Raw genomic sequence first — 16,901 nt, forward strand, 5'->3', positions numbered from 1 at the left:
AAGGGGAACGGGTCAGCGCGACGGGAGGCGCTCGGCGAGTGCGCGGAGCACCTCGCTGGTGCCGCCGTCGATCTTGATGCCGGCGCGCGAGTCGCCCTTGGTCGTGCCGCGGTTGACGATCACGATCGGCATCTTCGCCCTACGGGCGATCTCGAGGAAGCGGATGCCGGAGTTGACGACCAGGGACGAGCCGGCCACCAGCAGCGCGTCGGCGCCCGCGACGATGGCGCGCGCCTCCTGGAACCGCTCGGTCGGGATGAACTCGCCGAAGAAGACGATGTCGGGCTTCAGGATCCCGCCGCAGACCGTGCACTCGGGGACGGTCATGGCCGAGACGTCGTGCACCTCGGCGTCGCCGTCGGGGTTGAGCGAGGAGACGTCGGGGTCGTCGAGCCAGGGGTTGAGCGCCTCGATCCGCTCGGCGATCGCGTCGCGGGCGAAGTACTGACCGCAGGTCATGCAGCGGACGCGGTCGGCGGAGCCGTGCAGATCGACCACGCGCTGCGAGCCGGCGCGCACGTGCAGACCGTCGACGTTCTGGGTGACGACGCCGGTGAGCAGGCCGCGCTCCTCGAGCCGGGCGAGGGCGCGGTGGCCGTCGTTGGGCAGCGTGGCGGTGAAGCGGCGCCAGCCGAGCTGACTGCCGGCCCAGTAGCGGCGGCGGTAGTCGGGGTCGGCGACGAACTGGGAGTAGGTCATCGGGCTGCGGACGGGGGCGCCCGCGCCGCGGTAGTCCGGGATGCCGGAGTCGGTGCTGACGCCGGCGCCGGTGACGGCGGCGATGCGCCGGCCGGCCAGGAGCTGGACCGTGCGGTCGAGCGCCTCGGAGCGCTGGTCGTCGGCTCGCTGCCGATCGGCCTGCTGCTGATCGGCTCGCTGCTGGTCGGCTCGCTGCGCGTCGGCCGACTGCTGGCCGGCCGACTGCTGGTCAGCCGGCTGCTGATCGGCCCCGCGCCGGTCGGCGCTGCGACCGTCGGCGATCGGTGTCGGACCCGACTCCATCCACGCCTCCCTCGGACGCCCGCAGATGCAGGCGCTCCTCGGACGAGTTTAGACCGCCCTGTGCCCTAGGGTGCCGGGATGCCGATCGTGCACATCGAGGACCTCGACCACCCGCTGCTCGCCGACTACCACCGGCTCACCGACGTGGCGCTGCGTCGCGTGCTCGAGCCCGAGGGCGGGCTCTACATCGCGGAGTCGTCGAAGGTGATCGTTCGCGCGCTCGACGCCGGGCACGTGCCGAAGTCGGTGCTGGTGCAGGAGAAGCGGCTGCCGGACGCCGCGGAGGTGCTCGAGCGCTTCCCCGACGTGCCGGTGTTCGTCGGGCCGGACGCGGTGATCGAGGAGCTGACCGGGTTCCACCTGCACCGCGGGGCGCTCGCCTCGATGCGGCGGCCCGAGCTGCCGTCGATGGCGTCGCTGCTCCGGGACGCCCGGCTCGTCGTCATCCTCGAGGACCTCGTCGACCACACGAACGTCGGCGCGGTGTTCCGCGCGGCGGCCGGGATGGGGGCGGATGCGGTTCTGGTCACTCCGCGCTGCGCGGATCCGCTCTACCGGCGGAGCGTTCGGGTCAGCATGGGGACAGTGCTCCAGGTGCCGTGGACCCGGACGCCGGAGTGGGGACCGGCGCGGGCCGAGCTGCTCGCGGCCGGCTTCTCGGTCGCCGCCCTCGCTCTCGCACCCGACGCGGTGCCGCTGGACGAGTACGCGGTCTCGCGGCCGGAGCGCGTCGCGATCGTGCTCGGGGCCGAGGGCGACGGGCTGAGCCGGGCGGCGCTCGATGCGGCGGACACCGTGGTGACCATCCCGATGCTGCACGGGGTCGACTCGCTGAACGTCGCCTCGGCGAGCGCCGTCGCGCTCTGGGCCCTCACCCGGGCACGCTGAACCGCGCGCCCGCCTCCGGAGCGCTCGGCGGCCCGCCGCCTACGATGACCGGGTGACTTCTCCGACGCGCCCCGACAGCTCGCCGATCGACACGCCGCGCACGGTCGAGCCCCGGGCCGTGCCTCGCCGGCGCCGTCCGGTGCTGATCGTCGGCGTGATCGTGGCGGCCGTGCTCGCGAGCGCCGGTGGCGCCTACGCGGCGAACGCGGCGACGGCCGAGCTGCCTGTCGCGACGGCCGTCGTGCAGGCGACGCCGACCACCGTCGTCGAGGCGCCCGCGGTGGCCTGGCCGTCCTACGGCTCCGGGGCGATCTCGGCGGTCGGCGTGCAGGGGCCGGCGGCCGGCGGGATGCTCGCGAGCTACGGCTCCGCGGGCCAGCTGCCGATCGGCAGCATCGCGAAGGTGGTCACCGCCCTCGTCGTGCTCTCCGCCAAGCCGATCGCGGACGGGACCGACGGCGAGACGATCTCCTTCACGAGCACCGACGTCGGCTACTACAACGACTCCGTCGCTGAGAACGGCTCGGTCGCGCCCGTGTCGGCCGGCCTCGAGCTGACGGAGCGCGAGGCGCTCACGGTGCTGATGCTGCCCTCGGCCAACAACTACGCGAAGTCGCTCGCGATCTGGGCCTTCGGCTCGGAGGCGGCCTACCTCGCCGCGGCACGCAGCTGGCTCGACGAGCGCGGACTGACCGGCACGGTCGTCGCGGACACGAGCGGGCTGTCCCCGGCGACCGTCAGCACGACGCTCGAGATGGTCGTGCTGGGGGAGCTGCTGATCGGGGATCCTGTGCTCGCCCCGATCGTCGCGCTGCCCTCCGCGGTGATCCCGGGAGTGGGGACGATCGAGAACACCAACACGCTGCTGGGGCAGGCCGGTGTCGACGGGATCAAGACGGGGACGACCGACGAGGCCGGCGCGTGCCTGCTGTTCTCGCTCGACGCGACGGTCGAGGGGCGACCGGTCACACTCGTCGGCGTCGTCGTGGGCGCGCGGACGCACCCGCAGCTCGCGGCGGACGTCCTCACGCTGATCCCGACGGTGGAGGCGGGCTTCCGGACGGTGACGCTGACGGAGGCGGGCCAGGACTTCGGGAGCTACAGCAGCGCCTGGGGGGAGTCGTCGGTGGCCGAGGCCGCGGAGGCGCAGTCGCTCCTCGTCTGGGGCGCGACGACCGTCAGCTCCAGCGTGTCGCTGGACCCGGTCGAGGTCGTCGCGGACGGGCAGGAGGTCGGCACGGTGACCGTGGACGTCAACGGCCAGGCCTATCCGGTGCCGCTCGTCGCGGACGGGGCGATCGAGGACCCGGGCTTCGGCTGGCGCGCGACCCACCCCGGCGAGCTCTTCGGGTAGGCGGCAGCGGGACGGGGCCCGAGCGTTCTCTGCTGATCGAGTAGCCCTCGGAGCGGGCGTATCGAGATCCGGCGTGTTCAGCAGGGTGGGTCTCGATACGCCGCTTCGCGGCTACTCGACCAGCATGGGGTGGCCGCTGCGCGGCTGCTCGACCGGCAGGGAGCGAGCAGCAGGGGCCGCCTACGCGTCGGTGTCGTCGACGACGATGCGGACGCCGGCTGTCGCGATGTCGGCGGCGACCTCCTCCGGGGTCGCGTTGCCGGGGACGGGCGTGCCGGGCACGCTCTCGGGCGGGCGCTGCAGGTAGGGGCCGGCGTCCGGCCGCTTGGCCGTGATGAAGTCGCCGGAGGACTGATGGCGGACCCGGCGCAGCACCCACGGGACGAGGTACTCGCGGGCCCACTTCGCATCCTCGCGGCGGGCGGCCCGCCAGGTCGGCGTCGGTACCGGCTCCGGAGCGAACGGGCGGAGCGAGTTCTCGACGTTGAGAGCCTTCAGCACCATCCGCGCCACCTCGTGGTGGCCGTGCGGATTGAGGTGCAGGCGGTCCGGCGCCCACATCCGCACGTCCTGGATCTCCTGCAGCGACCACTGGTCGGCGACGATGCAGTCGTAGCGCTCGGCGAGCGCGCGGAGGTTCTCGTTGAAGATCGCGACCTTGCCGCGGATCCGCCCGAAGACGGGGGAGAAGCTGACGTCGACCCCCGTGAAGAGCACCACCGTCGCGCCGTCCGAGCGCAGCCGGGCCAGTCCCTCCTCGAAGCGGCGGGCGATGTCGTCCGGATCGGTGCCGGGGCGGATCACGTCGTTGCCGCCCGCGGAGATCGTGATCAGATCCGGGCGCAGCGCCAGGGCCGGCTCGATCTGCTCGTCGACGATCTGCTGGAGCAGCCGCCCGCGCACCGCCAGGTTCGCGTAGGCGAAGTCGTCGTTCTGACTGCCGAGCACCTCCGCGACGCGGTCGGCCCAGCCGCGGTGACCGCCGGGGCTGGAGGGCTCGGGATCGCCGATCCCCTCGGTGAAGGAGTCGCCCAGGGCGACGTAGCGGGACCACGGATGACGCTGCTCGACCATCCCTCCATTCTGCGCTCCGAGCGGGCGGAGGGAGTCCGTCGCCCGGACGATCCCGACACGCCGGGGCCGCGCCCGCGGGTGCGCGGACCGGCGCCCGGCGTCGGAGGTGTCGGCTAGCCTCGGTCCACGTGAACAGTCCCTCGAACTTCGGTCATCAGGTCGGCACCTCCGCCGCGGAGCACCTGTCCCCGTCGTTCCCCGGGCGGGCGCCGTGGGGTACCGCGAACAAGCTGCGGGCCTGGCAGGCGGAGGCCCTCGAGGCCTACTTCCAGCACGAGCCGCGCGACTTCCTCGCGGCCGCGACGCCCGGCGCCGGCAAGACGACGTTCGCCCTCCGCCTGGCCGCGGAGCTGCTGCACAACCGCACCGTCGACCGGATCACCGTGGTCGCGCCCACCGAGCACCTCAAGCGGCAGTGGGCGGAGGCGGCGCACCGCGTCGGCATCCGGCTCGACCCCACCTTCACCAACCGGATGGGGCGGCACGCCCGGCACTACCACGGCGTCGCCGTCACCTACGCGCAGGTCGCCGTGCGGCCCGAGCTGCACCGCGAGCTGACCCTCTCCGGCCGCTCTCTCGTCATCCTCGACGAGGTGCACCACGGCGGCGACGCGCTGAGCTGGGGCGACGCGATCCGCGAGGCCTTCGAGCCCGCCGCCCGCAGGCTCTCGCTCACCGGGACGCCGTTCCGCTCCGACACCGCGCCGATCCCGTTCGTCAGCTACCTGCCGGACCAGGAGGGCATCCGCACCTCGCTGACCGACTACGCCTACGGCTACGGCCGCGCGCTCGCGGACGGCGTCGTCCGCCCGGTCCTCTTCATGGTCTACGCCGGGCAGATGCGCTGGAAGTCGAAGGCCGGCGACGAGATGGAGGCGCGGCTCGGCGAGGGCAACACCAAGGACATCACCTCGCAGGCCTGGCGCACGGCGCTCGACCCGAAGGGGGAGTGGATCCCCTCGGTCCTGCGCGCGGCGAACACGCGGCTGACCGAGGTGCGCCGTGGGATCCCGGACGCCGGCGGCCTCGTCATCGCGACCGACCACTACGCGGCGCGCGCCTACGCGGCGATGCTGCGCGAGATCAGCGGCGAGCCCGTCACCGTCGTCCTCTCCGACGAGAAGGAGGCGAGCGACCGGATCGAGGAGTTCTCGAAGGGCGACAGCCGGTGGATGGTCGCCGTGCGGATGGTGTCCGAGGGGGTCGACGTGCCGCGGCTGGCCGTGGGCGTCTACGCCACCTCCGCCTCCACCCCGCTGTTCTTCGCCCAGGCGATCGGCCGCTTCGTCCGGGCCCGGCGCCGCGGTGAGACGGCGTCGATCTTCCTGCCGAACGTGCCGGGACTGCTCGCCCTCGCGGGCTCGATGGAGCAGCAGCGCGACCACGCGCTCGACCGCCGCGTCTCCGACGACGAGGAGTACCCCGAGGCCGATCTGATGGCCGACGCCGAGCGCGAGAGCAAGGCCTCGTCCGACCTGCTCGAGGAGGGCCGCTTCGAGTCCCTCGGCTCGGCCGCCACCTTCGACCGCGTCATGTACGAGGGCGCGGAGTTCGGCATGGAGGTCGAGGTCGAGAGCGAGGAGGAGCTCGACTTCATCGGCCTGCCCGGACTGCTCGAGCCGGAGCAGGTGCGCGAGCTGCTGCAGCACCGCCAGCAGCGCCAGGCGAAGCGCGCGGGCGGCCGCGCCGGTGCTCACGGCGCGCAGGCGGCTACGGAGGCGAAGGAGAGCGAGATCCCCGCGCCGCTCTACCGCACGCTCAAGGAGCAGCGCAGCCTGCTGAACTCGCTCGTCGGGCTCTGGGCCCGCAACACGGGGGAGACCCACGGGCAGGTGCATACCGAGCTGCGCCGGCTGTGCGGCGGGCCGGCGGTCGCGCAGGCGAGCGTGACGCAGCTGCAGGCGCGGATCGATCTGCTGCGCAAGAGGATCGGCTCGCACTGACGCGGCGTGCACTGACGCGGCGTGCACTACTGGACGAGCGGTGTCCGGTCCAGCCCTCGCCGCGCAACGGCGGGGTCCGTACTGTCTGAGCGTGACCTCGCCGAGGGCTGCCCGGGAGCCTCTCGCTAAGCTGGGCAGTCGGTCCGTCGCGAAGGTGACGGACCATCACCCCCGACGTCGGGCATCCGCAGACCGCCCGTCGGCCTCCCCCGGATCGCCCGAGACCAGAACTCAGAGGAGTCTCGTGGAGACCTGGCCCGGAACCGCCTACCCCTTGGGCGCCACCTTCGACGGAAGCGGCACGAACTTCGCCCTGTTCAGCGAGGCCGCCGAGCGCGTCGAGCTGTGCCTCTTCGAGGAGGACGGCACCGAGACGCGTGTCGAGGTGCTCGAGTCGGACGCGTACGTCTGGCACTGCTACCTCCCGCAGGTCCAGCCCGGCCAGCGCTACGGCTACCGCGTCCACGGCGCGTACGACCCGGCCGGTGGACACCGCTGCAACCCCAACAAGCTGCTGCTCGACCCCTACGCGAAGGCCGTCTCGGGCGAGATCGACTGGGACCAGTCGCTCTTCTCGTACACTTTCGGCGACCCGGACTCGACCAACGACGAGGACTCGGCGCCGCACATGATGATGGGCGTCGTCATCAACCCGTTCTTCGACTGGGCCGGCGACCGCCGCCCGCGCACCTCCTACGACAGCACGGTGATCTACGAGGCGCACGTGAAGGGGCTCACCAAGAGCCACCCGGACGTGCCGGAGGAGTTGCGCGGCACCTACGCCGGCGTCGCGCACCCCGCCGTGATCGCACACCTCAAGCACCTCGGCATCACCGCCCTCGAGCTGATGCCGGTGCACCAGTTCGTCAACGACTCGACGCTGATCGAGAAGGGCCTCTCGAACTACTGGGGCTACAACACGATCGGCTTCTTCGCGCCGCAGAACACCTACGGCGCCACGGGCGATCTGGGCCAGCAGGTCCAGGAGTTCAAGAGCATGGTGAAGGCGCTGCACGCGGCCGGCATCGAGGTCATCCTCGACGTGGTCTACAACCACACCGCGGAGGGCAACCACCTCGGCCCGACGCTGTCGTTCCGCGGCATCGACAACGAGGCCTACTACCGCCTGGTCGACGACGACAAGCGCTACTACATGGACTACACCGGCACCGGCAACACGCTGAACGTGCGCCACCCGCACTCGCTGCAGCTGATCATGGACTCGCTGCGCTACTGGGTGACCGAGATGCGCGTCGACGGCTTCCGCTTCGACCTCGCCTCGGCGCTGGCCCGCGAGTTCTACGACGTCGATCGGCTCTCCACCTTCTTCGAGCTCGTCCAGCAGGACCCGGTGGTCTCTCAGGTCAAGCTGATCGCCGAGCCGTGGGACGTCGGCCCCGGCGGCTACCAGGTCGGCAACTTCCCGCCGCAGTGGACGGAGTGGAACGGCAAGTACCGCGACACCGTCCGAGACTTCTGGCGCGGCGAGCCCTCGACCCTCGGCGAGTTCGCCTCGCGCCTCACCGGCTCGGCCGACCTCTACGCCCGCTCCGGCCGCTACCCGGTCGCCTCGATCAACTTCGTCACCGCGCACGACGGCTTCACCCTGCGCGACCTCGTCTCCTACAACGAGAAGCACAACGACGCCAACGGCGAGGACGGCAACGACGGCGAGTCGCACAACCGCTCCTGGAACCACGGCGCCGAAGGCCCCACCGACGACCCGAAGGTGCTCGGCCTCCGTGCCCGCCAGCAGCGCAACTTCCTCGCGACGATGCTGATCTCGCAGGGCGTGCCGATGATCCTGCACGGCGACGAGCTCGGCCGGACGCAGAACGGCAACAACAACACCTACGCGCAGGACAGCGAACTGACCTGGATCGACTGGGAGAAGGCCGACAAGCCGCTCGTCGAGTTCACGGCGGCGCTCATCCGCCTGCGCGCCGAGCACCCGACCTTCCGCCGCGGCCGGTTCTTCGACGGGCGTCCCGTCCTGCGCGGCACCGGCGAGCCGCTGCCGGACATCGTCTGGTTCAAGGCCGACGGCACCGAGATGACGCCGTCGGACTGGGACTCGGGCCTGGACCGCTCGGTCGGCATCTACCTCAACGGCAACGGGATCCGCGAGCGCGACGAGCGCGGCCAGCCGGTCGTGGACGACAGCTTCCTGCTCTACTTCAACGCCGACGACCTGGACGTCGAGTTCACGATCCCGAGCGACGAGTACGCGGTCGAGTGGGCCGTCCTGGTCGACACCGCGGGCGCCGAGGCCGACTCGGTCCCGCGGCCCGCCGGCGCGCTGCTCACCGTGCAGGCGAAGTCGCTCGTGATCCTTCAGGAGCACAGCGCCCCCGAGCCCGAGGTCGACCACTCGGTCGCCGCCTCGCTGGCCTCGCTCGCCGCGACCTCGGCGATCCCGATCATCACCACCACCGGCCACACCAGCCCCCACGCGGAGTCGACCGACGCCGCGACCGCCCCCTCGACAGGAGCCTGACGTTGCGACTGCCCGCCTCCACCTACCGACTCCAGATCCGCTCCGGCTTCGATCTCGACGAGGCCGCGAAGGTGGCCGACTACGTGCGCTCCCTCGGCGCCGACTGGCTGTACTTCTCCCCGCTGCTGACCGCCGAGCCCGGCTCGGACCACGGCTACGACGTCGTCGACCACTCCCAGGTCGACCCGGCCCGCGGCGGCGGCGAGGGCCTCGCCCACGCCTCCGCGGCGGCGAAGAAGGAGGGCCTCGGCGTCCTCATCGACATCGTGCCGAACCACATGGGCGTCGCGACTCCGGTCGAGAACGCCTGGTGGTGGGATCTGCTGAAGAACGGGCGGAACTCCCGCTACGCCACGGCCTTCGACATCGACTGGGAGGCGGGCGCCGGCAAGCTGCGCGTGCCGATCCTGGGTGACGGCGCCAGTGAGGGCGACAGCGACAGCGAGCTGGACGCGCTCGCGGTCGTCGGCGACGAGCTGCACTACTACGAGAACCGCCTGCCGATCGCGCCCGGCACCGCCGAGCCCGGCGACTCCGGCCGCACCGTGCACGCCCGGCAGAGCTACGAGCTGGTCAACTGGCGCCGCGCCGACGCCGAGCTGAACTACCGCCGCTTCTTCGCGGTGAACACCCTCGCCGCGATCACGGTCGAGCGGCCCGAGGTCTTCGACGCCTCGCACGTCGAGATCGTCCGCTGGTTCACCGAGGGACTCGCCGACGGACTGCGCGTCGACCACCCGGACGGCCTGGCCGACCCGGGCGGCTACCTGGACGACCTCGCTCGGGCTATCGACGGCGCGCCCGTCTGGGTGGAGAAGATCCTCGAGGGCGACGAGCAGCTGCCGGCGCACTGGGCGACGGTCGGCACCACCGGCTACGACGCCCTCGCGGACATCGACCGCATCCTGGTCGACCCGGATGCGCGTCCGGTGCTCGAGGGCCTCGACGCCGAGCTCGGCGACGGCGGCGCTCCGGTCGAGTGGGCCGACCTGATCCACGACACCAAGCGCGGCATCGCCGACGGCATCCTCCGCTCCGAGGTGCTGCGCCTGGCCCGCCTGATCCCGCAGGTCGACGGCGCGGACGACGCGATCGCCGAACTGCTCGCGACCTTCCCGGTCTACCGCAGCTACCTGCCCTACGGCGCCGAGCACCTCGAGCACGCGCGGCTCGACGCGCGGCACCGCCGCCCGGAGATCGCCGCGACGATCGACGAGGTCGCCGCGCTGCTCGAGGAGACCGGCACTCCCGTGTCGGTCCGCTTCCAGCAGACCTCCGGCATGGTGATGGCGAAGGGCGTCGAGGACACGGCGTTCTACCGCTTCAGCCGCCTCACCTCGCTCAACGAGGTCGGCGCCGATCCGGACGAGTTCTCGATCGACCTCGAGGAGTTCCACCGCCGCCAGGGTGTGCGCCAGGCGTCGTTCCCGGCCTCGCTCACCACGCTGTCGACGCACGACACCAAGCGCGGCGAGGACACCCGCGCCCGCATCACCGCCCTCGCCGAGGACGCCGAGGCGTGGGCCGAGACGCTCCGCTCGCTGCACGAGCTCGTCGGCTTCGGCGACGGACCCGTCGAGCACCTGCTCTGGGAGGCGATCGTCGGGTCCTGGCCCGCGTCGCGCGAGCGCCTGCACGCCTACGCCGAGAAGGCGTCGCGCGAGGCCGGCAGCTCGACCATGTGGACCGCGCCGGACGAGGCGTTCGAGAAGCGGATGCACGCGGCCGTCGACGCCGCGTTCGACGACGCGGCCGTGCGCCGCCTGATCGAGGACACCGTCGCCCGGGTCTCGGCCGCCGGCTGGTCGAACAGCCTGTCGGCGAAGGCCGTTCAGCTGACGGCCCCGGGCATCCCGGACGTCTACCAGGGCAGCGAGCTGTGGGAGACGTCGCTCGTCGACCCCGACAACCGCCGCCCGGTCGACTTCGCCGAGCGCCGCGCGCTGCTCGAGCGGATCGACGACGGCTGGCTGCCGGAGATCGACGCGGAGGGCGCGGCCAAGCTGCTCGTGACCTCGCGGGCGCTGCGCCTGCGCCGTGACCGGCCGGAGCTGTTCACGCGCTACGCCGCCGTCCCCGCCATCGGGCCGGCCGCCGAGCACGCGATCGCCTTCGACCGCGGCGGCGCGCTGACGGTCGCCACCCGACTGCCCGCGCGCCTCGCGGCCGAGGGCGGCTGGGGCGAGACCCTGATCGTCCTCCCCGGGCACCCGGTCGTGGACGTCCTCACCGGGCGCACCTTCGCCGGCGGGCCGACCGCCGTCGCGGAGATCCTCGGCGGCGGCTACCCGGTCGCCCTGCTCGTGCCGGTCGCCTGACCCGGCCCGCTCCCTCCCTCCCGACCCGCTCGAACGACCCTGGAGAACCCCGTGATCAGCACGACGCCCTACCGCTACGCCCTGCCCGCCTCCGGACCCGAGCGCTTCGACGTGTGGGCGCCCGAGGCGTCCACCGTCGAGCTCGCACTCGGCGAGGGCGGCGCGGTCGCCATGGCCCGCTTCGGCGACGAGGGCTGGTGGCGGGTCTCCGGGGCGGTCACCGCGACGGGCGAGGTCGACTACGGCTACCTGGTCGACGGGAAGGGTCCGTTCCCGGACCCGCGCTCGCGTCGCCAGCCCGGCGGCGTGCACGAGCTGTCGCGCAGCTACGACCCGGAGGCGTTCGAGTGGGCCGACGGGGCCTGGACGGGGCGGCAGCTCGCCGGCGCCGTGATCTACGAGCTGCACGTCGGCACGTTCACCCCCGACGGCACGCTCGACTCGGCGGCGGGCAAGCTCGAGCACCTGCGCTCGATCGGCGTGGACTTCATCGAGGTCCTGCCGGTCAACGCGGTGAACGGCACGCACAACTGGGGCTACGACGGCGTCCTCTGGTACGCCGTCTCGGAGGCCTACGGCGGACCGGAGGCGTACCAGCGCTTCGTCGACGCGGCGCACCGCGCGGGCCTGGGCATCGTGCAGGACGTGGTATACAACCACCTCGGCCCGAGCGGCAACTACCTGCCCGAGTTCGGCCCGTACCTCAAGAACGAGAAGGCCAACACCTGGGGCAGCTCGATCAACCTCGACGGGGAGGGCTCGGACGTCGTCCGCGGCTACATCCTCGACAACGCGCTGATGTGGCTGCGCGACTACCACGTCGACGCGCTCCGGCTCGACGCGGTGCACGCCCTCTCGGACGAGCGCGCCGTGCACGTGCTCGAGGAGATGGCGGCCGAGGTCGCCGTGCTCTCGGCCGACGTCGGGCGCCCGCTGACCCTGATCGCGGAGTCGGACCTCAACGACCCGAAGCTGATCACGCCGCGTGAGGCGGGCGGCTACGGACTCGACGCGCAGTGGAGCGACGACTTCCATCACGCCGTGCATGTCGCTCTGACCGGCGAGACGACCGGCTACTACGAGGACTTCGCCCCGCTCGGCGCCCTCGGCAAGGTGCTCACCCGCGGCTTCTTCCACGACGGGACCCTCTCCACCTTCCGGGGCCGTCACCACGGCCGCCCGATCGACACCGAGCGGATGCCCGCCTGGCGTCTCGTGGTCTGCAGCCAGAACCACGACCAGATCGGCAACCGCGCGATCGGCGACCGCCTGACCGCGACGCTCGACGAGGGCCGGCTCGCGATCGCAGCCGCGCTGACGCTGCTCGGTCCGTTCACGCCGATGCTCTTCATGGGCGAGGAGTGGGCCGCGTCGACGCCGTGGCAGTTCTTCACCTCGCACCCGGAGAAGGACCTCGGCGAGGCGACCGCGAAGGGCCGCATCGAGGAGTTCGCGAAGATGGGCTGGGACCCGGAGGTCGTACCCGACCCGCAGGACCCCGAGACCTTCGAGCGCTCCAAGCTGGACTGGTCGGAGGCCGAGGAGGGGCGACACGCGCGCACCCTCGCGGTGTACCGGGAGCTCGCGGCGCTGCGCCGCCGCTTCCCCGAGCTGACCGACCCGCGCTTCGGCTCGGTGCGCGTCGAGCTCGACGAGGAAGAGCGCTGGCTCACGCTCGGCCGCGGCCGGGTGACGATCGCGATCAACGTCGGCGAGGCTCCGGTCCGCGTCCCGCTGCCCGAGGTGGCGGAGTCGCTCCTCGCGGTGGGCGAGTACGCGGTCCAGCCGGGCGACACCGAGGTCGACCTCGGCGCCTCCTCTCTGCTCATCACGCTCTCCGACTTCGAGTAGCGGGTACGGGCCGGATCAGCGCGCCGGCGCGGAGTGCTCCGCGTCGGCGATGATCCGCACGCCGTCGTCGTGCACGAGCAGCAGGGCGCGCAGCGGCATCGCCCGCCTGTGGCAGGCGGCGCTGAGCTGGCGGGCGAGCACCCGGTCGGTCTCGCCGAGGAACGCCCGGCCCGGGCGCTCGAGAGCGAAGGCGAGCGAGCCGACGTCGTGGTGGGCCACTGCCTTGGCGAGCGTCGCGACGATCCGCTCGGTCTTCTCCTCGTCCGGGTGCACGGGCAGCCCGTCGACCGGGTAGAGGATCGGCAGCTGGTAGCCGGCCCGGTCGAGCAGGATCGGCCAGAGTGCGCGCCGGTAGGCGGGGCCGATCAGCGAGGAGACGCGCTCGCGCAGGTCGCGGTCCTCGTGCAGCGGGACGTCGAGGGCCGAGGGGTGGGGTGCTGGTTCGATGGTCGTCATGGTGTCGCTCTCTCGCGGGTCGTGCGGGCGCCGGAGCGCTCGCGGTGCTGTCTCGGTCATCGGAAGTTGCGGGCGGTGGTCCGGGCGCTGACCGACAGCGCTTCGAACCGGTCGGCGAGGAGGTTGGTCACCCCTTCTTCGGAGCGCTCGAGGATCCCGCGGATGAGGAGTGCAGGAGCCTCGCGCGCTGTGCGCCGATAGCGGTTCCATACTCCGACGGAGCAGATCACGTTGAGGATCCCGTGCTCGTCCTCGAGGTTCATGAAGGTCACTCCGGCGGCTGTGGAGGGGCGTTGACGGTGGATCACGACCCCGCCGACCTCGATCCGGGTGCCCGAGGCCGTGCCGGGGAGATCGGCCGTGGAGCGCGCTCCGCGCCGCGTGAGGCCCTCGCGCAGGTGCCGCAGCGGATGGTCGTCCGGTGAGATGCCCGTGGCCCAGAAGTCGAAGACGACCCGCTCCTGCGCCGAGAGCATCGGCAGCAGCGGCGGCTGGACGGCGACGATCGAGTCGGGGAGGAACTCCTGCCGGTCCGCGGCGGCGGACCCCGCCTCCCACAGCGCCTGCCGGCGCTCGAGCCCGAGGGAGTCGAAGGAGCCGGCCGCGCCGAGCGCCTCGAGCTGGGTCGCGTTCAGGCCCACCCGGCGCGAGAGGTCGGCCATGCTCGCGTAGGCGCCGCCGCGCTCGCGCTCGGCGACGATGTGCTCGGCCAGCGCGGTGCCGATGCCCTTCACCCCGGCGAGGCCCAGGCGGATGACGAAGCCGGAGTCGCGGCGGTGGTCGTCGGTGTCGAAGTGCTGCGACCGGTCGAAGAGGCCCGTCGGGGCCTGCTCGGCGGAGAGGCAGGAGTCCTGTCCGTGCGGCGCCCCGCCCCGGCGCCGGGCGGGCGGGCCGTCGAGCGCCTCGAGTCCGGGGTGCGACAGCGAGCGGTTGACGTCCGGTGACTCGACGCGCACGCCGTGCCGGCGGGCGTCGGCGACCAGGGTGTGCGGGGCGTAGAAGCCCATCGGCTGCGCTCGCAGCAGTGCGGCGGTGAAGGCGGCCGGATAGTGCAGCCGCAGCCAGGCGCTCGCGTAGACCAGCAGGGCGAAGCTGATCGCGTGGCTCTCGGCGAAGCCGAAGTTGGCGAAGGCCTGGATCCGGCGGTAGATGTCGTCGGCGACCTCGTCGGTGATGCCGTTGCGCGCCATCCCCTCGTAGAGCCGCTCCCGGAGCGATTCGATCTTCTCGGTGCCGCGCTTGGAGCCCATCGCGCGCCGCAGCAGGTCCGCGTCCTCCGCGCTGCAGTCGCCGACCGCGACCGCGACCTGCATCAGCTGCTCCTGGAACAGCGGCACCCCGAGGGTGCGCTTGAGCGGGGTGACGAGCAGCGGGTGCTGGTAGCTCACCGGCTCCTCGCCGAGCTTGCGCCGGATGTAGGGGTGGACCGCGCCGCCCTGGATCGGACCGGGTCGGATCAGCGCCACCTCGATCACGAGGTCGTAGAAGCGCCGCGGCTGGAGCCTCGGCAGGGTTCCCATCTGCGCGCGGCTCTCGACCTGGAACACCCCGATGGAGTCGGCTCGGCAGAGCTGGTCGTAGACGCCCTTCTCCTCGCGCGGAATCGTCGAGAGGTCCCACTTCTCGCCGACGTGCTCGGCGACGAGGTCGAAGGTGTACTGCAGGGCGGCGAGCATCCCCAGCCCGAGCAGGTCGAACTTGACCAGTCCCATCCAGGCGCAGTCGTCCTTGTCCCACTGCAGGACGGTGCGCTTCTCCATCCGGGCGGGCTCGATCGGGCAGACCTCGCCGACCGGCCGATCGGTCAGCACCATGCCGCCGGAGTGGATTCCCAGGTGCCGCGGCGTGCCGAGCACCCGCTTGGTCAGCGCGACGACGTCGTCCGGGATGTCGTGCTCGGGGCTCTCGGTGATCGAGCCCCAGTGCTCGATCTGCTTCGACCAGCCGTCCTGCTGCCCGGCGCTGTAGCCGAGCGCCTTCGCCATGTCGCGGACGGCGAACTTGGGGCGGTAGGTGATGACGTTCGCCACCTGCGCCGCGTTCAGCCGGCCGTACTTCTCGTAGACGTGCTGGATGACCTCCTCGCGGCGCTCGGAGTCGAAGTCGACGTCGATGTCCGGCTCCTCGTCGCGGATGCTGGAGAGGAACCGCTCGAAGGGCAGCCCGTAGAAGATCGAGTCGACCGCGGTGATCCCGAGGACGTAGCAGACCGCCGAGTTGGCGGCCGAGCCGCGGCCCTGGCAGAGGATCCCGCGCACCTTCGCGAAGTGCACGATGTCGTGGACGATGAGGAAGTAGCCGGGGAAGTCCTTGGCCTCGATGACCGCCAGCTCCTTCTCGAGCCGCTCGTGCACGTCGGAGTCGGCCTGCGGGTACTTCTGCGGCACCGCCTCCTGCACCAGGTGGCGCAGCCAGCTCATCGGGGTGTGCCCGTCCGGCACGTCCTGCCGGGGGAGCCGGGGGCGCACGCGGCCGAGCTCGAAGGCGATCTCGTCCGCGATCCGCACGGTGTTCTCGACCGAGCCGGGGTAGCGCGAGAAGCGCTCGGCCATCTCGGCGCCCGAGCGCAGGTGCGCGCCGCCCGCGGCGGGCAGCCAGCCGTCCATCTCGTCGAGGCTCCGCCGGGCGCGGACCGCGGCCAGCGCGGTCTGCAGCGGCCGGTCCTCCGGCCGGGCGTAGTGCACGTTGCCGGTGGCGACGACGCGCAGGCGCAGCCGCTCGGCGATGCCCGCGAGCTGGTCGTTGTGCAGGGAGGCGAGCGGGTCGCCGTGGTCGAAGAGCTCGATCAGCACGTTGCGCGCGCCGAACAGCGCGACGAGCTCGCGCACCTCCTCCTCGGCCGCCGCCTCGCCGCTCGCGACCAGGGCCTGGCGCACCGCGCCCTTGCGGCAGCCGGTCAGCACGATCCAGTGGCCGTCGGCGGCCCGGGCGAGCTCGTCGAGGTCGTAGCTCGGCTTGCCCTTCTCGGCGCCGGCGAGCTGGGCGGTGGTGATCGCCCTGGCGAGCCGGTGGTAGCCCTCCTCGCGGCGGGCGAGGACGAGCAGGTGCGTCCCCTCGGGATCGGCGACGCCGTTCTGCGGGGTGCGCAGCCCGAGCGAGAGCTCGGCGCCGAAGGCGGTGCGCACCCCGTGGTCCTGCGCGGCCTCGGCCATCCGGACGATCCCGTAGAGCCCGTCGTGATCCGTGAGGGCGAGCGTGTCGATGCCCAGGCGCACCGCCTCCTCGATCAGGTCCTCCGGCTTGCTCGCGCCGTCGAGGAAGCTGAAGTGCGAGTGCGCGTGCAGCTCGGCGTAGGGCACCTTCTCGGCGGGCGGACGCACATCGGCGCCGGGCGTGTAGGCGGGCCGCTTGTGCGACCACGCGGGGCTGTCGCCGCCGTCGCCGCGGACGGTCGTGCCGTCGCTGCGCGTCGTGCTCGAGAGGCGGCGCTCGAACTCCGACCAGGGGATCGGGGGGTTGTTCCAGCCCATCGGGGGCTCCTTCGGTCGTCGTGCGCGGGAGGGATCGGATCGTGCCCG

10 protein-coding genes are annotated in these 16,901 nt (G+C 72.3%); 6 read left to right on the forward strand and 4 right to left on the reverse strand.

From position 1 onward, the window contains the following. Nucleotides 1-12 precede the first annotated feature (12 nt). A complete protein-coding gene (locus GSU72_RS08475) occupies nucleotides 13-1,002 on the reverse strand; it encodes a Sir2 family NAD-dependent protein deacetylase (RefSeq protein ID WP_159984616.1) in 990 nt (329 codons plus the stop codon). A 78-nt stretch (nucleotides 1,003-1,080) separates the two neighbouring features. Between GSU72_RS08475 and GSU72_RS08480 the strand changes: the two genes are divergently transcribed. Then, the gene (locus GSU72_RS08480; RefSeq protein WP_159984617.1) at nucleotides 1,081-1,890 is read left to right on the forward strand and encodes an RNA methyltransferase; all 810 of its coding nucleotides are present in this window, start codon (nucleotides 1,081-1,083) and stop codon (nucleotides 1,888-1,890) included. A gap of 52 nt (nucleotides 1,891-1,942) precedes the next feature. Beyond that, nucleotides 1,943-3,244 (forward strand): D-alanyl-D-alanine carboxypeptidase, encoded by a 1,302-nt coding sequence (locus GSU72_RS08485; protein ID WP_159984618.1) that lies wholly within the window; start codon nucleotides 1,943-1,945, stop codon nucleotides 3,242-3,244. A gap of 180 nt (nucleotides 3,245-3,424) precedes the next feature. Here the strand turns inward: GSU72_RS08485 and GSU72_RS08490 are convergent, their stop codons facing one another. Beyond that, complete coding sequence (locus tag GSU72_RS08490; RefSeq protein ID WP_159984619.1) at nucleotides 3,425-4,318, reverse strand: SGNH/GDSL hydrolase family protein; 894 nt, start codon at nucleotides 4,316-4,318, stop codon at nucleotides 3,425-3,427. A gap of 128 nt (nucleotides 4,319-4,446) precedes the next feature. Between GSU72_RS08490 and GSU72_RS08495 the strand changes: the two genes are divergently transcribed. The 4 genes from GSU72_RS08495 (at nucleotide 4,447) to treZ (ending at nucleotide 12,927) form a co-directional block, all read left to right on the forward strand. Then, a complete protein-coding gene (locus GSU72_RS08495) occupies nucleotides 4,447-6,261 on the forward strand; it encodes a DEAD/DEAH box helicase (protein WP_159984620.1) in 1,815 nt (604 codons plus the stop codon). Nucleotides 6,262-6,505: 244 nt separating this feature from the next. After that, entirely contained in the window at nucleotides 6,506-8,758 is a 2,253-nt protein-coding gene (gene glgX, locus GSU72_RS08500) for a glycogen debranching protein GlgX (protein ID WP_159984621.1), read from the forward strand. Nucleotides 8,759-8,760: 2 nt separating this feature from the next. Further along, nucleotides 8,761-11,076 carry a malto-oligosyltrehalose synthase gene (gene treY / locus GSU72_RS08505; RefSeq protein ID WP_159984622.1) on the forward strand — a complete coding sequence of 772 codons (2,316 nt, stop codon included), beginning with the start codon at nucleotides 8,761-8,763 and terminating at the stop codon, nucleotides 11,074-11,076. Between the two features lie 51 nt (nucleotides 11,077-11,127). Continuing rightward, nucleotides 11,128-12,927 (forward strand): malto-oligosyltrehalose trehalohydrolase, encoded by a 1,800-nt coding sequence (gene treZ / locus GSU72_RS08510; protein ID WP_244256048.1) that lies wholly within the window; start codon nucleotides 11,128-11,130, stop codon nucleotides 12,925-12,927. 15 nt (nucleotides 12,928-12,942) lie between these two features. On the opposite strand, the gene GSU72_RS08515 is transcribed toward treZ, so the two are convergent. Both GSU72_RS08515 and GSU72_RS08520 read right to left on the reverse strand, forming a co-directional pair. Continuing rightward, entirely contained in the window at nucleotides 12,943-13,383 is a 441-nt protein-coding gene (locus GSU72_RS08515) for a hypothetical protein (RefSeq protein ID WP_159984623.1), read from the reverse strand. Between the two features lie 56 nt (nucleotides 13,384-13,439). Continuing rightward, on the reverse strand, nucleotides 13,440-16,853 hold the full coding sequence (locus GSU72_RS08520; protein WP_159984624.1) for an error-prone DNA polymerase: 3,414 nt from the start codon (nucleotides 16,851-16,853) through the stop codon (nucleotides 13,440-13,442). Nucleotides 16,854-16,901: the final 48 nt, after the last annotated feature.

Source organism: Rathayibacter sp. VKM Ac-2760 (assembly GCF_009834185.1).
Taxonomy (GTDB): Bacteria; Actinomycetota; Actinomycetes; order Actinomycetales; family Microbacteriaceae; genus Rathayibacter.

Bases quoted from the DNA above. Each gene is read 5' to 3' on its own strand.
- GSU72_RS08475 (WP_159984616.1), bottom strand. From the start codon at position 1,002: ATGGAGTCGGGTCCGACACCGATCGCCGACGGTCGCAGCGCCGACCGG.
- GSU72_RS08515 (WP_159984623.1), bottom strand. From the start codon at position 13,383: ATGACGACCATCGAACCAGCACCCCACCCCTCGGCCCTCGACGTCCCG.
- GSU72_RS08480 (WP_159984617.1), top strand. From the start codon at position 1,081: ATGCCGATCGTGCACATCGAGGACCTCGACCACCCGCTGCTCGCCGAC.
- GSU72_RS08520 (WP_159984624.1), bottom strand. From the start codon at position 16,853: ATGGGCTGGAACAACCCCCCGATCCCCTGGTCGGAGTTCGAGCGCCGC.
- GSU72_RS08490 (WP_159984619.1), bottom strand. From the start codon at position 4,318: ATGGTCGAGCAGCGTCATCCGTGGTCCCGCTACGTCGCCCTGGGCGAC.